General features: G+C 69.1%; 16 protein-coding genes and 1 pseudogene. 7 read left to right on the top strand and 10 right to left on the bottom strand.

Annotated elements, in window-relative coordinates; translation table 11 throughout:
• Window positions 1-1024: pseudogene (locus Q0R13_RS05035) on the top strand (hypothetical protein); the annotation flags it as partial.
• A 92-nt stretch (window positions 1025-1116) separates the two neighbouring features.
• Here the strand turns inward: Q0R13_RS05035 and Q0R13_RS05030 are convergent.
• Complete coding sequence (locus Q0R13_RS05030; protein WP_293900400.1) at window positions 1117-1818, bottom strand: nitroreductase; 702 nt, start codon at window positions 1816-1818, stop codon at window positions 1117-1119.
• 319 nt (window positions 1819-2137) lie between these two features.
• Here Q0R13_RS05030 and uvrB point away from each other — a divergent pair, with 319 nt between their 5' ends.
• On the top strand, window positions 2138-4375 hold the full coding sequence (uvrB, locus tag Q0R13_RS05025; RefSeq protein ID WP_293900397.1) for an excinuclease ABC subunit UvrB: 2238 nt from the start codon (window positions 2138-2140) through the stop codon (window positions 4373-4375).
• A 10-nt stretch (window positions 4376-4385) separates the two neighbouring features.
• Here uvrB and Q0R13_RS05020 read toward each other — a convergent pair whose 3' ends face one another.
• Window positions 4386-6260 carry an ATP-binding protein gene (locus tag Q0R13_RS05020; protein ID WP_293900395.1) on the bottom strand — a complete coding sequence of 625 codons (1875 nt, stop codon included), beginning with the start codon at window positions 6258-6260 and terminating at the stop codon, window positions 4386-4388.
• 291 nt (window positions 6261-6551) lie between these two features.
• On the opposite strand from Q0R13_RS05020, the gene Q0R13_RS05015 reads away from it, so the two are divergent.
• The 3 genes from Q0R13_RS05015 (at window position 6552) to Q0R13_RS05005 (ending at window position 7733) form a co-directional block, all read left to right on the top strand.
• Window positions 6552-6737: a type II toxin-antitoxin system VapB family antitoxin gene (locus Q0R13_RS05015; RefSeq protein ID WP_293900392.1), complete on the top strand. Its 186-nt coding sequence runs from the start codon at window positions 6552-6554 to the stop codon at window positions 6735-6737.
• The gene (locus Q0R13_RS05010; RefSeq protein ID WP_293900389.1) at window positions 6734-7102 is read left to right on the top strand and encodes a PIN domain-containing protein; all 369 of its coding nucleotides are present in this window, start codon (window positions 6734-6736) and stop codon (window positions 7100-7102) included. Before Q0R13_RS05015 ends, Q0R13_RS05010 begins: the two co-directional genes overlap by 4 nt.
• Before the next feature lie 343 nt (window positions 7103-7445).
• A complete protein-coding gene (locus Q0R13_RS05005; RefSeq protein WP_293900386.1) occupies window positions 7446-7733 on the top strand; it encodes a hypothetical protein in 288 nt (95 codons plus the stop codon).
• Between the two features lie 238 nt (window positions 7734-7971).
• Here the strand turns inward: Q0R13_RS05005 and Q0R13_RS05000 are convergent, their stop codons facing one another.
• Entirely contained in the window at window positions 7972-8238 is a 267-nt protein-coding gene (locus Q0R13_RS05000; protein WP_293900383.1) for a GNAT family N-acetyltransferase, read from the bottom strand.
• Window positions 8239-8335: 97 nt separating this feature from the next.
• Here Q0R13_RS05000 and Q0R13_RS04995 point away from each other — a divergent pair, with 97 nt between their 5' ends.
• Window positions 8336-8926: a DUF3617 family protein gene (locus Q0R13_RS04995; protein WP_293900380.1), complete on the top strand. Its 591-nt coding sequence runs from the start codon at window positions 8336-8338 to the stop codon at window positions 8924-8926.
• A gap of 272 nt (window positions 8927-9198) precedes the next feature.
• Here the strand turns inward: Q0R13_RS04995 and Q0R13_RS04990 are convergent, their stop codons facing one another.
• Together Q0R13_RS04990 and Q0R13_RS04985 are read right to left on the bottom strand one after the other, a co-directional pair.
• A complete protein-coding gene (locus Q0R13_RS04990) occupies window positions 9199-10137 on the bottom strand; it encodes an SGNH/GDSL hydrolase family protein (RefSeq protein WP_293900377.1) in 939 nt (312 codons plus the stop codon).
• A 136-nt stretch (window positions 10138-10273) separates the two neighbouring features.
• Window positions 10274-11464 (bottom strand): acetyl-CoA C-acyltransferase, encoded by a 1191-nt coding sequence (locus Q0R13_RS04985; protein ID WP_293900374.1) that lies wholly within the window; start codon window positions 11462-11464, stop codon window positions 10274-10276.
• A gap of 101 nt (window positions 11465-11565) precedes the next feature.
• On the opposite strand from Q0R13_RS04985, the gene Q0R13_RS04980 reads away from it, so the two are divergent.
• Entirely contained in the window at window positions 11566-12216 is a 651-nt protein-coding gene (locus Q0R13_RS04980) for a heme-binding protein (RefSeq protein ID WP_293900371.1), read from the top strand.
• Between the two features lie 25 nt (window positions 12217-12241).
• Here the strand turns inward: Q0R13_RS04980 and Q0R13_RS04975 are convergent, their stop codons facing one another.
• The 5 genes from Q0R13_RS04975 to flgK are packed head-to-tail and all read right to left on the bottom strand — an operon-like array spanning window position 12242 to window position 17780.
• Complete coding sequence (locus tag Q0R13_RS04975; protein ID WP_293900368.1) at window positions 12242-12439, bottom strand: hypothetical protein; 198 nt, start codon at window positions 12437-12439, stop codon at window positions 12242-12244.
• 11 nt (window positions 12440-12450) lie between these two features.
• Window positions 12451-13644, bottom strand: a complete 1194-nt coding sequence (gene mnmA, locus Q0R13_RS04970; protein ID WP_293900365.1) for a tRNA 2-thiouridine(34) synthase MnmA — start codon at window positions 13642-13644, stop codon at window positions 12451-12453.
• 46 nt (window positions 13645-13690) lie between these two features.
• Window positions 13691-14701 carry a serine hydrolase domain-containing protein gene (locus Q0R13_RS04965; protein ID WP_293900362.1) on the bottom strand — a complete coding sequence of 337 codons (1011 nt, stop codon included), beginning with the start codon at window positions 14699-14701 and terminating at the stop codon, window positions 13691-13693.
• 31 nt (window positions 14702-14732) lie between these two features.
• Window positions 14733-15665: a flagellin gene (locus tag Q0R13_RS04960; protein WP_293900359.1), complete on the bottom strand. Its 933-nt coding sequence runs from the start codon at window positions 15663-15665 to the stop codon at window positions 14733-14735.
• 12 nt (window positions 15666-15677) lie between these two features.
• A complete protein-coding gene (flgK, locus tag Q0R13_RS04955; RefSeq protein WP_293900356.1) occupies window positions 15678-17780 on the bottom strand; it encodes a flagellar hook-associated protein FlgK in 2103 nt (700 codons plus the stop codon).
• Between the last annotated feature and the right edge of the window lie 243 nt (window positions 17781-18023).

The raw sequence follows: 18023 nt of genomic DNA, 5'->3' as shown, positions 1-18023 counted from the left end.
GGTGACGATCTCCGACAACCTGATCGTCGGCACCGGCTACAGCGGCATCCGCGTCCAGGGCGCCAACGGCATCACCATCAGCAAGAACGAGCTGGTCTCCTTCGACGGCGACAACAAGACCTACATGCTGATCCAGGACTCAGACGCCGTGACCTCCACGGGCAACAAGGGCGCCCAGATCGGCTACGACAACTCCACCCACGTCACCGAGACCGGCACGATCGCCACCACCGCCGTCACCGACCACGGCGCGGCCGCGGAGCAGAGCTGGCTCGACAGCCACGCCCTGACCACCGACCAAAGGGCCCTGGTGCAGGCGGCGGCGGACGCCGCCAAGGCGATCTTCGTGCCGACCCCCGAAGTGCTGCACGCCGGCAACGAATCGCTGGTCGGCGATGCCGGCGACAACGTGATCATGGCCTATGGCGGCAACGACACCCTGAGCGGCGGCGGCGGCAATGACACCCTGGTGGGCGGGACCGGCGACGACGTCTACGTCGTCCAGAACGGCTCGACGGTCATCGTCGAGAAGGCCGGCGAGGGCATCGACACGATCATCGCCCGCGGCGAGCACTGGCTCGAGGCCAATGTCGAGAACCTGGTCATCGAGACCGACGACGACAAGGGCTGGCGCGGCTGGGGCAACGAGCTCGACAACCGCATCACCGGCAACGCCGGGGCCAATGCGCTGGACGGCGGGGCCGGCAACGACACCATCGACGGTGGGGCCGGCAACGACACCCTCACCGGCGGCCTCGGCGCCGACCTGCTGACCGGCGGCGGCGGCGATGACGTGTTCCGGTTCGCGCCGGGCGGTGGCAGGGACACCATCACCGACTTCGGCAGCGGCGCCGGCAAGGAGCTGCTGGACATCTCGGCCTACATCAAGGCCGGGCTCGCCCCGACCGTCACCGAGGTCGACAGCCACGCGCTGATCTCGTTCAGCAACGGCGACAGCATCGCCCTGCTGGGCCTGCACGCCACCGACCTCGGGGCCGTGTCGAAGATCGGCTGGCTGTTCTAGCAACAGGGGAAGCCGGGCGGCTCGGGAGGCCCCTCCCCTCGCCCGGCAACGGCGGAATATGGCGCGGGCGCTCCAGGGCGCCCGCGTTTCGCCTACTCGTCGAAGCCGACGAACACCGCCGCATCTTCGACCGACTTGCGCTGCGACACCACCGCATTGGCCGGGAAGCTGTCGTCGGGCCAGCCCATGGCGACGCAGATCATGATCACCTGGTCGTCGGGGATCCCCGCGTGCTCGCGGACCACCGGCGACTGCATGATCCCCTGGCTGTTGACCACGCAGCCCAGGCCCCGCGACCAGGCCGCGTTGACCAGGGCGTTGGTCACGGCGCCGCAGTCGAACGGCGCGATGTCGCCGCCGTGGATCGATCGGTCATAGGTCACCACCACCGAGACCGGCGCATCGAACTGGCGAAACCCGCGCAGCACCCAGTCCTTGCGCTTCTCCTGGTCATGCCGCTCGATGTCCATGGCCGCGAACAGCTGCTTGGCGACCCCGATCTGCCGCTCCCGGTGCGCGCCCACATATTCGCCATGGCTGCGGAACTCGCGGGAAGACGGCACGCCCGCCAGGTTGCGTTCCGTATTGCCGGCCCGGATGCGGTCGAGCGGCGCCCCGGCGACGACATAGAAATTCCACGGCTGGGTATTCAGCGACGACGGCGCGCGCATCGCCAGCTCGATGACCTCCTTGATCACCGCCTTGGGCACCGGCTCGCGCTTGTAGCCGCGAATGCTGCGTCGCCCCATCACCACATCGTCGAACGTCAGGGCTGGACCGTCGGAGGGTGTCATGGGCGCGTTCCTGTACAGACTACCGGCTGGGTACAGCACAGCCCGCTTCCCCGTAAAGCCGCCAAGAAAGTTCGGGCCTGAGCAAGGTCCCGGCGCGCGAGCGCCGCCAAGATTCAAACCACAGAAAACACAGAAGACACTGAAAGCGTCGTGATCCCGGACCGCCTCAGGGGCCCGCCGCCCCTCAGTGTTTTCTGTGTTTTCCGTGGTTCCAAAATACAGCGCCTGCGGCGCGCGCTGCATCATGCTGACAGGCTCCTGGCAGCAGCCCCCTGCGCAGATATGGCGGTCCCGCACCGGAGCGCCTACCTTGCACGCCATGCCACGTTCCGCCGAACCTGCCGGCGTCTCGGACATGTCCGCGACGTTCGACTACGACGAAAACACCATGCCCATGCTCTGGAAGCCGCACCGCCCGGTGCGGCCGGACAAGAGCGAGGGCGGGCGCAAGTTCAAGCTGGTCTCGGCCTACGATCCGGCCGGCGACCAGCCGACCGCGATCCGCGAGCTGGTGACCGGGATCGACGCCGGCGAACGCGAGCAGGTGCTGCTGGGCGTCACCGGCTCCGGCAAGACCTTCACCATGGCCAAGATCATCGAGGAGACCCAGCGGCCGGCGCTGATCCTGGCGCCCAACAAGACCCTGGCCGCCCAGCTCTACAGCGAATTCAAGAGCTTTTTCCCGGAGAACGCGGTCGAGTTCTTCGTCAGCTACTACGACTACTACCAGCCCGAGGCCTACGTCCCGCGGACCGACACCTACATCGAGAAGGACTCATCGATCAACGAGCAGATCGACCGCATGCGCCACTCGGCGACCCGGGCGATCCTGGAGCGGGACGACGTGATCGTCGTGGCCTCGGTGAGCTGCATCTACGGCATTGGCTCGGTCGAGACCTATTCGGCCATGACCTTCTCCCTGAAACCGGGCGACCGGATCGACGAGAAGAAGCTGATGGGGGACCTGGTGGCCCTGCAGTACAAGCGCAACGACGCCGCCTTCGAGCGCGGCAGCTTCCGGCGGCGCGGCGACACTCTGGAGATCTATCCGGCCCACTACGAGGACCGCGCCTGGCGCATCAGCCTGTTCGGGGACGAGATCGAGGCCATCACCGAGTTCGACCCGCTGACCGGCAAGAAGACCGCCGATCTGCAGGGCATCAAGGTCTACGCCAACAGCCACTACGTGACGCCACGCCCGACGCTCCGCCAGGCCATCAACCTGATCAAGATCGAGCTGAAGGAACGGCTCGACTGGATGGTCGCCAACGGCAAGCTGCTCGAAGCGCAGCGCCTCGAACAGCGCACCACCTTCGACATCGAGATGATCGAGGCCACCGGCTCCTGCGCCGGGATCGAGAACTACAGCCGCTACCTGACCGGCCGCCGCGAGGGCGAGCCGCCGCCGACCTTCTTCGAATACATCCCCGACAACGCCCTGCTGTTCATCGACGAGAGCCACCAGACGGTGCCGCAGATCGGCGGCATGTACCGGGGCGACTACCGCCGCAAGTTCACCCTGGCCGAGTACGGCTTCCGCCTGCCCTCCTGCATCGACAACCGCCCGCTCAAGTTCGAGGAGTGGGACGCGATGCGGCCGGACAGCGTGTTCGTCTCCGCCACTCCCGGCCCCTGGGAGATGGAGCGCACGGGCGGCGTCTTCGCCGAGCAGGTGATCCGCCCCACCGGCCTGATCGACCCGCCGGTGGAGATCAAGCCGGTGACCACCGGCGGCTTCAGCCAGGTCGACGACGTCATCGACCAGGTCCGCCAGACCGCCGCACAGGGCTACCGCAGCCTGATCACAGTACTGACCAAGAAGATGGCCGAGGACCTGACCGAGTACATGCACGAGCAGGGCCTGCGGGTCCGCTACATGCACTCCGACGTCGACACGATGGAGCGGATCGAGATCATCCGCGACCTGCGGCTGGGGGCCTTTGACTGCCTGGTGGGGATAAACCTGCTGCGCGAGGGCCTGGACATCCCCGAGTGCGGTCTGGTGGCCATCCTGGACGCCGACAAGGAGGGCTTCCTGCGCTCCGAGACCAGCCTGATCCAGACCATCGGCCGCGCGGCGCGCAACATCGACGGCCGGGTGATCCTCTATGCCGACCGCATCACCGGCTCTATGGAGCGCGCCATCGCCGAAACCTCGCGCCGGCGCGAGAAGCAGGAACAGTACAACCTCGAGCACGGCATCACGCCCGAGAGCATCAAGTCCTCGATCAAGGACATCCTGGCCAGCCCCTACGAGAAGGACCGGGTCACCGTCCCCGTGGGCGTCGCCGAGCACGGCAAGCCCTTCGTCGGCGACAACTTCAAGACCACGCTGAAGGACCTGGAGGCGCGCATGCGCGAGGCCGCCGCGAATTTGGAGTTCGAGACGGCGGCCCGGCTCAGGGACGAGATCAAGCGCCTGAAGATGCTCGACCTGGAGTTCGCCAACGAGATGCTGACCCCGGCCGGCGAGACCGCCGACAAGGGCGTTGTCAAGCGCGTCAAGGCCGAGGCGCGGGCCGAGGCGGCCGAGCGGTTCCGCAAGGGGCGGCTGTAGGCTCGGCCCGTCAGGCCGCCTGGGCCCGATCGAGCTGGCGGCTGAGGGCGGACATCAGGCTTGCGACGTCGACCGGCTTGGCCACGACCTCGTCCATGCCCGCCGCGCGATAGGTGGCCGCGTCCTCCGGCTGGGCGCTGGCGGTGACGGCGATGATCGGTGTGCGCCGCCGGCGCTGTTGGGCCTCGCCGGCGCGGATGGCGCGGGCGGCGTCGAGGCCGTCCATCACCGGCATGTTGATGTCCATGAGGATGACGTCCCAATCGCCGGTCCGCCAGGCCGACACCGCCTCCTGGCCGTCGGTGGCCTCGCAGGCGTCGAGCCCGGACTGTTCCAGCATCGCGCGCAGGACCATCCGGTTGGTGGCGTTGTCGTCCACCATCAGGATCCGCAGCCCCTCCGGCTCGGCGGGCTCGACCTGCGTCGCCGTCGCGGCCTCTACCTGCAACGCGGGCATCGGGACCGTCAGGGTGAAGCACGAGCCGGCGCCCACCGTGCTCTCCAGGGACAGGCTCCCGCCCATCAGCGCCGCGAGGTCGCGGCTCAGCGCCAGGCCCATGCCGAGCCCGCCGGCCCGGCGCGTGTTCGACCCGTCGGCCTGGATGAACCTGTCGAAGACCAGCGTCCGGGCCTCGTCGGAGATACCCACGCCGGTGTCTGTGACACGCACCACCAGCTGCTCGGCATCGGCCTCGACGTCGAGGCGAACCTCGCCGCGCTCCGTGAACTTGACCGCGTTGGACGCCAGGTTGCCCAGGATCTGGCGCAGGCGCAGCGCGTCGCCGTACCGATGGCCCAGTGCGCGATCACCGACGACGAGTTCAAACCGTAACCCCTTTTCCCCGGCGAGCGCGGCGAACCGTTCGGCGGCCTGGCGGATGACCCGCTCCAACTGGAACTCGGCGGGGGCGATCTCCATCGTGCCGGCCTCGATCTTCGAGATGTCGAGCACATCGTTGAAGATGGCGAGCAGCATCTTGGCCGAGGACTCGATGACCGACAGCCGGGTCTTCTGCGCTGGATCGAGGGGCGAGAACGCCATCACCTGGGTCATGCCCAGGACCGCGTTCAGCGGCGTGCGGATCTCATGGCTGATGGTCGCCAGGAACTCGGACTTCAGCCGGCTGGCCGACTCCGCCTTGATGGCCGAAGCCCGCAGCGCCTCGGTGCGCTCGGCGACCCGCGCCTCCAGCGAGTGGTTGATCCGGATCACCTCCTCGTTCTGGGCCTGGAGCGCGTCGACCAGCACCAGGTTTTCCCGGCCAAGCTCGATGGAGCGCAGCAGGATCAGGTGGTTGTTGCGGTGCATGCCCAGGATGACCGCCATGAACGCCAGCCCGAGCACGCCCAGGACGGTCTGCTCAGGAATCGACAGCAGCATCCTGAGACAGGCCGGGAACAGGAGCGTGACGATATAGATGCGACCGGTGGTCTTCAGGGGCGCCAGGACGCCGCTGGCCCCGCCGACCAGGGCCGAAAGCACGATGATGATCGTGAACTGGATGCGGGCGTCCTCGACCGGCAACCGCCACCAGGCGAGGATCGCCCACATGGTGGCGCTGGCCAGCAGGCCGGCGCTGTGGGCGCGGCCCCACCGCCGCAGCCGCGCCGGCGGCGTCGCCGGCTCGGCGGCCATCAGCCGGCCCAGCACATGGTCCACCAGGATGCGGCCGGCGCTGATCGCCAGGACGATCGCGATCCAGGCGTCGTACCCGTTCGGCGCATGCGCCCGCGCGGCGACATAGACCCCCAGCGACGCCGCGATCTGAACCAGCATCGTCGGCCAGTTGTTGCGCTGCGCGATACGCAACAGGCCGAGCGCAAGCTCGGCATTGTCGCCGGGCGCGCCGTTCGCCGCTGTCTGTCGCCCCTCTGTCGCGCCCACCGGGTTGCATCCCTCCACCTTGCACCGGTCCACAGCATCGCCGCTCTAGCTTAAGATCGGTTGAAAGCCCCGGGTTCGACGACCACGTTTCGCCCGCGCGGGAACCGGCATCGCCGCGGGGGCGACGGCCACGCTTGACGCCGCACGCCGGGGCGGCGAGGTACGCGGGATATCTGGAGTTCGTCGGGCGCGGTGTTTACCCGCTGCCGGCAGTGAACTGGCCGCTCCAATAGGCATGTAATTTCGCATCAATTGATGCCATATTCCACGCCTGAATTGGAACCACAGCGAATGCGCACGACCCTCGCTATCGACGACGACCTTTTGACGGAGGCGGCCAGCCTGACGGGGTTGCGGGAGAAGACCGCCCTCGTCCGGGAGGCGCTGAAGGCGCTGATCGAGCGGGAAAGCGCGCGGCGGCTCGCCCGCCTGGGCGGCAGTCAGCCGAACCTCGAGGTCGCGCCGCGGCGGCGATGATCCTGGTCGACACCTCGGTCTGGGTCGAACATCTGCGGCGCGGCGAGCCGGACCTTGCTCGGCGGCTCGATGCGGGTGAGGCGCTGAGCCATCCTCTGGTGATCGGCGAACTCGCCATAGGCAACCTGCATCCGCGCGACGCGGTGCTGCACGCACTGCGGCGCTTGCCACGCGCCGTCCTCGCGACCGACGACGAAGTGCTGGCGCTGATCGAGCGCGAGCGCCTGTACGGCCTGGGCGTAGGCTACGTGGACGCTCACCTGCTGGCGTCGACGAGACTCAGTCCCGGCGCGACGCTCTGGACGCGCGACCGGCGACTCGCCGAGGTCGCCAACCGCCTGGGAGTTGCCGCGGCATCCGGCTAGAGCGCGTCAGGCGAAAGTGGATCCCGGTTTCGCCGCCCGACGCGCTCTAATTCAAACAGGTAGAGCCTTTTTAGCTGGTTCAAGTGAGTCCGCTTGAACCAGAAAGGTTCTAGTCGCCCGTCCCGTCCTCACCGCACTAAACGCCGCGCTAGGTTAACCACATACCGTGTCTCCGGCGCCGCACCTGCTCCGGCAACAGGGTTAACTGGCGCCGTTCATGCGGTTGTCAGGCAACCGCTGCTATCTCAGGGCGTAACTTGGGACAGCAGGGTTGCCTGGGTGTGATCCAACGGGGATCGCGGGCCGTATGTGACCTTGGGTAGGCATTTTGAGGATCATAAGGATGTCACCGTCTCTCAGCGTGGTCGCCGACAACGACCTGAAGACCGTACTGCCGAAGACCGAAACCGTGGCGCAGCGCGTGCAGCGCCTGCAGGCCGAGGCCCGACAACTGGCCAAGGATCACATCAAGACGTTCACCACCGCCATGACGGATCTCGAGGCCCTGGCCGCCGAGATCGCCGAGGGCGGAGACGCCTATGCCCCGGGCATCCGGGACATCGCGCGCCGTCTGGTCGACGACCTGGAAGCCCGCGTCCAGACCCTGGACGCGATCTCCGCCCGCACCTGACGGGCGGACTCGCGGGCGTCCCGGAGCGGGACGCCGGCTGCGGGGTGGGCGTGCGGTGTGGCCCGGCCGGGGACGCGGTTAACCGTGATCGTTAGGCTTGTGGCCGTGCAGCCGGCGCGCCTCGGCTTGCCTCACACAGTATTCGCCCTTCTCGCCTTCCCGCCAACAGAACACCGGTTGCAGCGGCCCGACCGCGGGCCGAGGACGGCGAACTCGCGCGCGCGCTGTAGTTGCCGCCCTACCCAACCAGGTCGCGGAACTCGTGGCTGCGCCTGAGCCAGGCGGCGGCGTAGCCGCAGATCGGGGTGACCTTGAGGCCCTGGGCGCGGGCGTCGGCGGCCAGGGCGGCCATCAGGCGTCCCGACGCCCCGCTGCCGCGCAGGGGCGGCGGGCTGAACACGTAGTCGATGTAGAGCCGGCCGTCGGTCTTGCGATAGTCAGCGTAGGCGGTGAGGCCCTGCTCGTCCATCTCGTAGCGGGCGCCGGTGTCGCGCAGCTCGGACATCTCAAATCTCCTTCGGCCCTGGATCGGAAACGCCCTCGCCACGGTCGGCGCTCCCGAGCTAGACTCCATGCTGGGGAACGTGGACGGAGGGATCAAGATGCGGCGTTTGGCGATCGTGTGCGTGGGTGTGGTGGCCGTGGGGGCCTTGAGCGCCTGCCAGAAGAAATCGGCGGACCCGGCGAAGACCGGCGAGGCCGCCCCGGTCAGCGCCATGGCGGCGGCTCCGATTGGCCCCCCGCAACGCAAAGCCGGGCTCTGGGCCCAGACCATGACCGGCCAGGGCATGCATCAAACGATGAAGATGTGCCTGGACAGCGACACCGACGCCAAGATGGCGATCTGGGGCCAGGCCATGAGCAAGGACAATCCGTGCAGCAAGAACTCGGTCACGCCGACGGCCGGCGGCTGGAAGTTCGAGAGCGAGTGCGACATGGGCGGGGCGGGTCACCTGGTGTCGACCGGCACGGCCACCGGCGACTTCAACTCGAAGTACACGGTCAAGATCAACAGCGTGACCACCGGATCGAGCATGCCCCAGGCCAACGGCGCGCACGAGATGAGCATCGACGCCACCTGGGAAGGCGCATGCCCGGCGGGCATGAAGGCCGGCGACGTCAACATGACCGTCCCCGGCATGAAGGGCGGCATGACCATCAACGTGGAGAAGCTGGCCGCCCAGAAACGGTAGCGGCAGGAAGACCGGCAGCCCGGCTGTCGGGACCGGACGCCGTGGTTCGTCCTCGGGACAGACGAGGCGCGTGAACATGGCCGTCGAAGTGACCCTGGAGCCATAGTTCCTCCCCCCGTTGGGGAGGTGGCGCGAAGCGCCGCAGGGGGTCCACACCAATGGAGCCGCCACAGCCCTATCGGCGCCTCGAAGATGGGTGAGGAGGGTTCTGAGCAGACCCCCTCAGTCAGCTTCGCTGACAGCTCCCCCAACGGGGAGCCATTGCGCCGCGACTAGGCCAACGCCATGCGGCGCCGCCGCAGCGTCACGCCGGTCAGGCCGAAGCCGGCGATCAGCAGGGTCCAGGTGGCCGGCTCCGGCACGCCGGTGAGCTGTTCGACCTGGCGGAAGATCGCGCCCTGCACCTCGGCGGTCGGGTGGGTGTCGTCAAAGAACAGGTAGCCGCGGCAATCGACCTTGCCGCCGATCACCGGCCGCATGTTCATGCAGGGCGTCGAGGTGTCGATGAAGTCCGGGAGGCCAAAGGCGCCCGGATTGCCGACCAGGGCCGGGAACAGGCTCTGATAGTCCAGGCGCAGCAGGTGGCCGGCGAAGGTCGGCTCGAACGCGTCGAGCGCGCTCTGCAGGTCGGCGTCCAGGGCCGCACCCTGCGGATCGAACACCGGGTTGCCGGCGACCAGGATGTTGCGCGCGCCCGCGGCGTCCAGCGCCTGCACGGCATCCAGGATGCTGCTGGTCACCAGGGCGGCGTAGGCGGCCGGCGTGTAGGGGCCGATGTCGCCGTCCTCGAGCCCGAAGGTGTCGTTGCCGCCGATATTGAGGATGAACAGCGCATTGGGATCGGCCACGCCGGCATGGTCGGCGAAGTAGGCGCCCAGCTGCAGGTCGAGCGCCGGGACCGGGGCGCCCAGCTCCACCGCGCGCGCGTCGGCGAACCCATAGTTGTCGCCGCCCAGCAGCGACGGGGTCATGTAGGCGCCGGTCAGCGCCTTGCTCAGCAGGTCGGTGTAGACCGGGCCGTTGGTGAACCGGCCGGGGAAATAGCCCAGGGCGGCCGGGTTGAAGACGTCGCTGCCGACCGCGGCATCCAGGTTGCCCGCATCGACCAGGCTGTCGCCGAACACATAGAGCCCGGTCGGCTTGGCCTGCGCCGGCGCCAACGCGAGGAGGCCGAGGGCCAGCGCCGAGGCGCAGATCGCGACAAACTTCATGACAACGCTCACTTGTGGATAACAGCGCTACCGTAATCCTCGAGACGTGACGGTAGCATCACGCTCTCGTGAACACCGACCACCTGACCACGTTTGCGGGCCGCACGGGCAGACTTCCGGAGGCGGCGCCTCCCGGCTAGGCGAGCTCCACGGCCATGGCGGTGGCCTCGCCGCCGCCGATGCACAGGCTGGCGACGCCGCGCTTGCCGCCGCGGGCCTGGAGCGCGCTCAGCAGGGTGGCCAGGATGCGGGCGCCGCTGGCCCCGATCGGGTGGCCCAGGGCGCAGGCGCCGCCGTTGACGTTCAGCTTCGCCCGGTCGAGACCCAGGTCGCGCTCGGCGATCATGGCGACCACGGCGAAGGCCTCGTTGACCTCGAACAGGTCGACGTCGTCGACGCTCCACCCGGCGCGGGTCAGGGCCTTGCGGATCGCCGGGACCGGAGCGGTGGTGAACAGGCCAGGCTCGTGGGCGTGGGCGGCATGGCCGGCGATGCGGGCGACGACGGTCATGCCCAGGCGCCTGGCGACACTCTCGCGCGTCAGCACCAGGGCCGCGGCTCCGTCGCTGATCGAGCTGGCATTGGCGGCGGTGATCGTGCCGTCCTTGGCGAAGGCGGGCTTCAGGGTCGGGATCTTGGCCGGATCGGCCTTCAGAGGCTGTTCGTCCTGGCTGACAGTGACGGTGCCCTTGCGGTCGGTGACTTCGACGGCGACGATCTCCTTTGCGAAGGCCCCGCTCTCGACCGCGGCGCGGGCCTTGCTGAGCGAGGCGATGGCGTATTCGTCCTGGGCCTCGCGGGTGAACTGGTACTGCCTGGCGGTCTCTTCCGCGAAGCTGCCCATCAGCCGACCCGGCTCATAGGCATCCTCCAGCCCGTCCAGGTACATGTGGTCGAACATCGTATCGTGGCCGATCCGGGCCCCGCCCCGGTGCTTGGTCATCAGGTAGGGGGCGTTGGTCATGCTCTCCATGCCGCCGGCCACGACGATGTCCACCGTGCCGGCCGCCAGGGCGTCATGCGCCAGGATCGCGGCCTGCATGCCCGAGCCGCACATCTTGTTGACCGTGGTCGCCTCGACCGAGTTGGGCAGGCCCGCGCCCAGCGCCGCCTGCCGCGCCGGGGCCTGGCCGAGGCCGGCCGGCAGCACGCAGCCCATGACGATCTGCTCGATCGCCGCCAGGTCGGCGCCCGAACGCTCCACCGCCGCGCGCACGGCGGCCGCGCCGAGCTGGGTGGCCTTCAGGCCGGAGAGCGCGCCCTGGAAGCCGCCCATGGGCGTGCGGGCGTAGCTGGCGATGACGACGGGGTCTGCGGCGCTGGTCATCCGGCAGATATAGCGGCGCCGGCCATCGACGTCATCTTCACGCGGCGGCGCCTTGATGTGGCAGCCTGCGCGCCTACCTGCAGCGGGGCAGGGAGATCGGTATGGCGGGCGTCGGTGAAATCCTGTTGCTGATATTCGAGGGCGTCGGCCAGACATTCGGTCTCCGCGCCGGGACCGAGCAGCCGCGCTACACCGTGGTCGAGCAGGTGGGCTCAGTGGAGATCCGCCGCTATGCGCCGCGCATCGCCGCCGAAACCACCGTCACCGGGCCGGAAGAGGCGGCCCGCAACGCGGGCTTCCGGCGGGTGGCGGCCTATATCTTCGGCGCCAATCAGGCGAAAGCGGGCGTCGCGATGACCGCGCCGGTCGCGCAAGGCCGCGCGGCCGAGACCATCGCGATGACATCGCCGGTCGCCCAGGCCAATGCGGGCGCGGACGGCTGGGTGGTACAGTTCTTCATGCCGGCCAAATACACCCTGGCGACACTGCCCACGCCGAGCGATCCGTCGGTGCGGCTGACAGCCCTGCCGGCCCAGGACTTCGCCGTCCTGCGCTTCACCGGCGCACGCGGACCGAAGGCTGTGGGGACGCAATCGCGGACCCTGCAGGCCGCGCTCTCCGCGAGCCTGTGGCGGGCCACGGCGCGTCCGACCGCCTGGTTCTACGACCCGCCCTGGACCCTCCCGCTGCTACGGCGGAACGAGGTGGCGGCGCCGGTGACGAAGGCCGGCCCGGCCTCGCCGCATCGGTGATTCACGGACCAGCGCCCGACCCCGCTCAGGGCGCTCGGGTGGTGACGTCGCAATAGGGGCCGCCGTCGCGGATGGTCTTGTGGCGATAGATCACCACACCGGCGACGTTGGGCTGCTGGCGGATCGACTCGCAGAGTTCGGCGAAGAGGTCGGACGGCGCCCACAGGCAGGGCGCGCGAGGGTCCTCGTCACAGGCGATGTCCACCAGCTGCCGCGCGTCCATGCGCCCACCCTCTAGATGTCGCGAACCGTGCCCAGGATAAAGCCGCCGCCCAGCACCCGGCTAGGAGCTTCCGGCGCATAGAGCACGCAGGCCTGGCCGGGGGCCACGCCCTCCTCGGCGGTGTCGAACACCACGCCGGGTTCGCCGTTCACTCGGGCCAGGCGGCCGAGTACCGGCTCGCGGGTCGAGCGGACGCGGGCCAGCACCGGGCGCGCGGCGTCGCAGGCGGCCTCGAACGAGGCGCCGTCGCCGATCCAGTTGGTTTCCTTCAGGCTGAGCGCATGGGTCAGCAGCGCCTCGCGCGGCGCGACGATCACCTGGCGCGCATCGGCGTCGATCTTGACCACGAACAGCGGGTCGCCCACGGCCACGTTCAGCCCCCGGCGCTGGCCGATGGTGTAGCGGGTCACGCCCTCGTGGCGGCCCAGGACGCGGCCATCCAGGTGGACGATGTCGCCAGCCAGGGCCCCCTGCGGGCGCAAGCGGTCGATGACCGTGGTGTAGCGGCCTTCCGGCACGAAGCAGATGTCCTGGCTGTCCGGCTTGTCGGCCACGCGGAGGCCGAGCGCGGTCGCCGCCGCCCGCACCGCCGGCTTCGGCAGCCCGCCCAGCGGGAAGCGCAGATAGGCCAGCTGCTCCGCCGTAGTGGCGAACAGGAAGTAGGACTGGTCCCGCGCCGCATCGGCGGCCCGGTGCAGCTCCGGCCCGTCCGTGCCCACAGCGCGGCCGACGTAGTGGCCGGTGGCCATGGCCTCGGCGCCCAGGTCGCGGGCCACATCCAGCAGGTCGCGGAACTTCACCGTCTGATTGCAGCGGATGCAGGGGACCGGGGTCTCGCCGCGCAGGTAGGCGTCGGCGAACTCCTCGATGACCTGTTCCTTGAACCGGCTCTCGTAGTCCAGGACGTAGTGGGCGATGCCGATCGCCTCGGCGGCGGTGCGCGCGTCGTGGATGTCCTGGCCGGCGCAGCAGGCGCCCTTCTTCTGGATCGCCGCGCCGTGGTCGTAGAGCTGCAGCGTCACGCCGACCACGTCATAATCGGCCCGGGCCAACAGGGCGGCGGTCACCGTGGAGTCTACTCCGCCCGACATGGCCGCCACGATCCGCGTCCCGGCCGGCAGGCGCACGGCGTCTCGCACGGCGGCGATCAGGCCGTCGGGCAGGGTGTCGGGCAGGGTGTCGGGCAGGGCCACCGGGGCGTTCATCGGCTGCTATGTAGCGGTTGCGGCCGGGGTTTTCGAGGCCGCGGTCTCACTTCAGGAAGAAGCGGATGAACTCGGTGTCGGACCAGCGGGTGGCGGCGGCCCCGCCACCGAGGCCTTCGAAGGCGGCGAGGCGGGCCACCACCAGCTGCTGCGAGCCGACGATGTAGAGGCGCTGGTCGCCGGCGCCGGCCGCCAGCACCAGGTCGTCGGGCAGGCCGCTCGCCCGGCTGAGGTCGTTGCCGGCGGTGACCGGATCGGTGGCTGTGGTCGGCCGGGCCAGCCAGAAGGTGATGCCGTAGGCGCCGTTGGCCCTGGAGCCCTTGAACAGTTCGGCGAAGGTCGCCTTGTCCACCAGGGCCTTGCCGTTCCAGACCCCGCCGGCGCGCACCAGTTCGCCCAACTTGACCCACTCGCGCACCGTCAGCACCGCACCCTGCGGCAGCAGGGCGTCGCCGTTCGGCATCCGCCGCCATTCGCCCGGGACCAGGCCGATCGGGTCGAGGATGCGGCGCTTGAGATAGAGGTAAGGGTCGCCCGGCTGGCCGGCGGCGAGCAGTTTGCGGCGCATGATCTCGCCGAACAGCTGATAGGGCGCGGGGCCGTAGGCGAACACCTCGCCGGGCGGGGTGGAGAGCCCCATGGCGACCGCGTCGGCATAGGTGGGCGGTCGGCCCACCTGGCTGTGCATCCCCGAGGTCAGGCTGAGCAGCTGGCGGAGCGTGACCCGGGCCTTCTGCGGATCGTCGCGCCACTCCGGCAGCGTCCTGGCCAGCGGCTCGTCCAGGGTCAGCAGGCCGTCCTGCACCGCCGCGGCCAGCATCAGGCCGGAGAAGCTCTTGGTCCCGGAGGCCGTCTCCATGGCCTTGGCGGGCCCGCCGATCCCCGTATAGCCCTCGCAGACCGGCTTGCCGCTCCGGAGCACCAGCACCGCGGCCCCCCGGCGGGCGGCCGAATAGGCGATGGCGGCCTGACAACCTGGGTCGCTCGCCCCGGCGAGCTGCGCCCACGCCGGCGCTGCACCGGCGACCAGGGCCGCGATCAGGACTGCCAGACGCATGCGAACTCCTCCGGGAAACCCGGAGCCTAGCTCATCTCAGGAAGTTGAGCAGCGACGAGTCCTTGAGGGATTGGAACACATAGGCCGACGACTGCACCGACAGCTGCGCCTGCTGCAGCTGCGTCGAGGCCTCGGCCATGTCGGCGTCGGTGATGTCGCCGAGCATTCCGGCCAGCGAGTTCTGGCGCGTGGTCAGGTCGGCGGCCACCGTATCCAGCCGCGCCTGGTTGGTGCCGTTGTGGGCGGCGATCTGGGTGACGTCGGAGCGGACGGTCTCCCAGCTGGCCAGCTGGCCCTGCAGGAAGGTCGTCTGGGCGGCGGTCAGGGGGCCGGTGAACGGCCCCGCGCCGCTCTGGTTGAAGCTCTCGAAGGTCTGCAGGGCGGTCAGCATGCCAGTGCCGATGTCGTCGGCCTTGATCCCGGTGGTCACCGTGGTGGACTCGTCCAGCTTGGCCTGAACCTGGAAATTGTCGTTCTTGAAGAAGTTGGCGATGATCGCGGGCGCGGCGGTGAGGTCGCTGAGCTGGGTAGCGGTCACCGGCTGGGTGTCGACCTGCCCGCCGGCGAACAGGTACTTGCCGCCATAGCGCGAGTTCATCCCTTCGACCGCGTTGCTCATCTGGGCCTGGATGTCCTCGACCAGGGTGTCCGCGCGCCCGGTGGCCAGGGCCTCGGCCATGATCTGGCGGATCTGCTGGGCGGCGTCGGCAACGCGGTTCAGGCCGCTGTCCTGGGTGGAGAGCTTGTCCGACAGGACCTTGCTCTGGTCCTGGAAGACGCTCAGGCGGGACTGCACCGAGCGCATGGCGGTCAGCAGTTCCGAGGACTTGGCGTAGTCCTTCAGGTCGTTGCCGTTGCGCTGGGTGGAGACCTTGTTGCCCGCCTCCATCTGGCGCTGCTGGGCCGCCAACAGGTTGGTGAGCACGGCCGAGTAGTTGCCGGGGGTGGTGACGCGCGTGACCATTCTTGCGATTCCTCAGACGATTTTCAGCAGGGCGTCGAACAGGTCGCTGGCCGCCGAGATCATGCGGGCCGAGGCGTTGAAGGCCTGCTGGTAGGTGGTGAGGTTGACCAGTTCCTCGTCGAGGTTGACACCCTCGACGGACTGGCGGCGCGAGGCGGCCTCGGTCGCCACCGCGGCGGCGCTGGACTTGCGGGTGTCGGCCGAGGCTGCGCCGCGCCCGATCGCCCCGCCGAACTCCGAGGCGTAGCGCGACAGGGTCATGGTCACCTGGCCCAGCGCGCCGGCCGGCTGGAACAGAATCGGCACGTCGCCGGAGGCCGAGACACCCAGGGCGCCGCGCCCGTCGCCGGGCCGGATCGCCACCTGGCCGATGGCGGCCGTGGGGTCCAGCTTGCCCATCGACATCTTGGTCGGATCGGCGGTCAGCGCGGCCGATACCTGGAAGCGGCCAGCGCGCGTGGACCGCTCCTGGGCGCCCAGGCCGAACAGCTGGCTGATCGAGGGTCCGCCGACGCCGCGCTGGGTATTGTCGGAGACGATCGAGACCGTGGGGCTGAGCGGCGGCGCGCCCGCAAAGCTCAGCTCCCCGTTGGCGTCCAGGTTGAACGCGCCATAGAGACCCACGCCCGCGGCGTTGTTGTTGAGCGAGTTCAGCAGGTCGCTCATGTTGCTGTTCGGCGGGCCCGGGACTGTGACGGTCACGTCGCGCACCGGGCGGCCGTCGGGGGTGGAAAGCCGCAGGGTGATCGGGTCGCCGGGGTTGAAGCCGTGGGGGTCGGTCGGCTGCAGGCCCGTGGCGTAGTTGGTGAAGCCGGTGGTCTTGACCACGTCGTTGAGGCCGAAGAACTGCGAGAAGCCGCGGCCGGTCTTGCGCGAGGTGCCCTCGTCGATCGCCAGGCCGGCGCCGCCGGTGGCGTTCAGCGTCAGGGCCCGCCCCGAGAAGGTCGCCGAACCGGCCGCGCCCAGGGCGGTGTTGAGATTGGCCAGGAAGGTCGCCGGGGTGAAAGCCACGCCGGCCGCGCCATTCACCGAGATCGTGCTGGCGGTGAAGTCGATGGCCACATTGCGCTGCATGACCCCCGCGGCGTCGACCACGGCGATGGTGGACGTACCCGTGAAGCCGTTCACCGCCGAGGGCAGGTCCAGGCCGGTGTCGCATCCGGTCATGGTCGCCGGCGCGGGATAGGCCGCCGAGGCATTGCTGGCGGCGTTCAGCTGGTCGACGGCGCGGCTGACAAACTCGCCCAGCTGGTCGTAGAGCTTGGGCAGTTCCTGGTCGCGCAGGTCCATCAGGCCGCGCAGTTCGCCGCTGGTCAGCTGGATCGGCTGCTGGTTGGAACTGCCGGCCGGCTGGGCGGTGATGTAGCCCGGTGTCGTCGAGCTGGAGTTGTAGGTCAGCTTGGCCGCGCCATCGCCAGCCAGCAGCACGCCTTCGACCGAGCGCACGTCCACGCCGCCGCCCGCGCGCGGGCTGGTACGGATGTTCATCAGGCCGGCGAGCTGGTCCAGCAGCTGGCTCTGGATGTTGGCGGAGCCCGAGGAGTCGGCGTTGACCAGCTGGGAGCGGTTGATGTCGGCGTTCAGCTTGCTGATCTGGTCCAGCAGGTTGTTGGCGGTGCCGACCCCGGCGCTGACCTGGGTCTCGACGGTATTCCCGAGCGAGACGATCTGGCTGTTGATCCGGTCGGACTGGGTCAGGAAGTCCTCGGTGCTGGACAGCGCCTGGCTGCGCAGCAGGGTCGAGGACGGATCGTCGGCGGCCGTGGCGAAGGCGCCGTAGACCTTGTCGAGCCGGTTGAAGAAGAACCCGTCGCTGGAGGGGTCGCCGAACAGGCTCTGGGCGTTGTCGAGGTACTGCGAGACGGCGCCCCAACGCTTGCTGTCCGAGGAGGCGGTCAGCGAGGCCATCTGCAGGTACTGGTCGGTGACGCGCTGGACGCCGTCGATCCGTACGCCCTCGCCGACACCGTCGACCACCTGCTGGCTCTGGTTGACCGCCTTGCGGACGTAGCCGGGCGTGTTGACGTTGGCGATATTGTCGGAGACCGCGCGCAGGGACGCCTGGGCCGCCTGCAGGCCAGAGGCCGCCGTCGCCAGAGTAGCGCCGAGTGACATGGATTAAGCCTCCGCCCGGCAAAGGCTGACGTATGACCCGGCGGATTCTGCCGGGACACGGGTGACCGCGCACGCGTCAGGCCGGGAATTGTTCAACAAATTCATCATGGTCACTCTCGGGACCGGATTGGTTCACCATACAGAGCGCAAGACCGGCGCCAGTTGGGACGCAGAGGTCGACGGCCGCTGCCTGACCGCATCTCCTTCTCACGCGCGCGAGGCGCGACAGGCCGGGTCCTTTTG

This window comes from Phenylobacterium sp. (assembly GCF_025351295.1).
Classification (GTDB): Bacteria; Pseudomonadota; Alphaproteobacteria; order Caulobacterales; family Caulobacteraceae; genus Phenylobacterium.
The sequence above is the reverse complement of the archived record's forward strand: the minus strand, read 5'-3'. Positions and strand labels throughout refer to the sequence as shown.

What these genes read in the sequence shown, in the direction of transcription:
- Q0R13_RS05000 (WP_293900383.1), bottom strand. Translation starts at nt 8,238, where the DNA reads ATGTCCGAGCTGCGCGACACCGGCGCCCGCTACGAGATGGACGAGCAG.
- Q0R13_RS05030 (WP_293900400.1), bottom strand. Translation starts at nt 1,818, where the DNA reads ATGACACCCTCCGACGGTCCAGCCCTGACGTTCGACGATGTGGTGATG.
- Q0R13_RS04965 (WP_293900362.1), bottom strand. Translation starts at nt 14,701, where the DNA reads ATGCGTCTGGCAGTCCTGATCGCGGCCCTGGTCGCCGGTGCAGCGCCG.
- Q0R13_RS05010 (WP_293900389.1), top strand. Translation starts at nt 6,734, where the DNA reads ATGATCCTGGTCGACACCTCGGTCTGGGTCGAACATCTGCGGCGCGGC.
- Q0R13_RS05015 (WP_293900392.1), top strand. Translation starts at nt 6,552, where the DNA reads ATGCGCACGACCCTCGCTATCGACGACGACCTTTTGACGGAGGCGGCC.
- Q0R13_RS04980 (WP_293900371.1), top strand. Translation starts at nt 11,566, where the DNA reads ATGGCGGGCGTCGGTGAAATCCTGTTGCTGATATTCGAGGGCGTCGGC.
- Q0R13_RS04960 (WP_293900359.1), bottom strand. Translation starts at nt 15,665, where the DNA reads ATGGTCACGCGCGTCACCACCCCCGGCAACTACTCGGCCGTGCTCACC.
- uvrB (WP_293900397.1), top strand. Translation starts at nt 2,138, where the DNA reads ATGCCACGTTCCGCCGAACCTGCCGGCGTCTCGGACATGTCCGCGACG.
- Q0R13_RS04985 (WP_293900374.1), bottom strand. Translation starts at nt 11,464, where the DNA reads ATGACCAGCGCCGCAGACCCCGTCGTCATCGCCAGCTACGCCCGCACG.
- Q0R13_RS04975 (WP_293900368.1), bottom strand. Translation starts at nt 12,439, where the DNA reads ATGGACGCGCGGCAGCTGGTGGACATCGCCTGTGACGAGGACCCTCGC.
- mnmA (WP_293900365.1), bottom strand. Translation starts at nt 13,644, where the DNA reads ATGAACGCCCCGGTGGCCCTGCCCGACACCCTGCCCGACACCCTGCCC.
- Q0R13_RS04990 (WP_293900377.1), bottom strand. Translation starts at nt 10,137, where the DNA reads ATGAAGTTTGTCGCGATCTGCGCCTCGGCGCTGGCCCTCGGCCTCCTC.
- flgK (WP_293900356.1), bottom strand. Translation starts at nt 17,780, where the DNA reads ATGTCACTCGGCGCTACTCTGGCGACGGCGGCCTCTGGCCTGCAGGCG.
- Q0R13_RS04995 (WP_293900380.1), top strand. Translation starts at nt 8,336, where the DNA reads ATGCGGCGTTTGGCGATCGTGTGCGTGGGTGTGGTGGCCGTGGGGGCC.
- Q0R13_RS05005 (WP_293900386.1), top strand. Translation starts at nt 7,446, where the DNA reads ATGTCACCGTCTCTCAGCGTGGTCGCCGACAACGACCTGAAGACCGTA.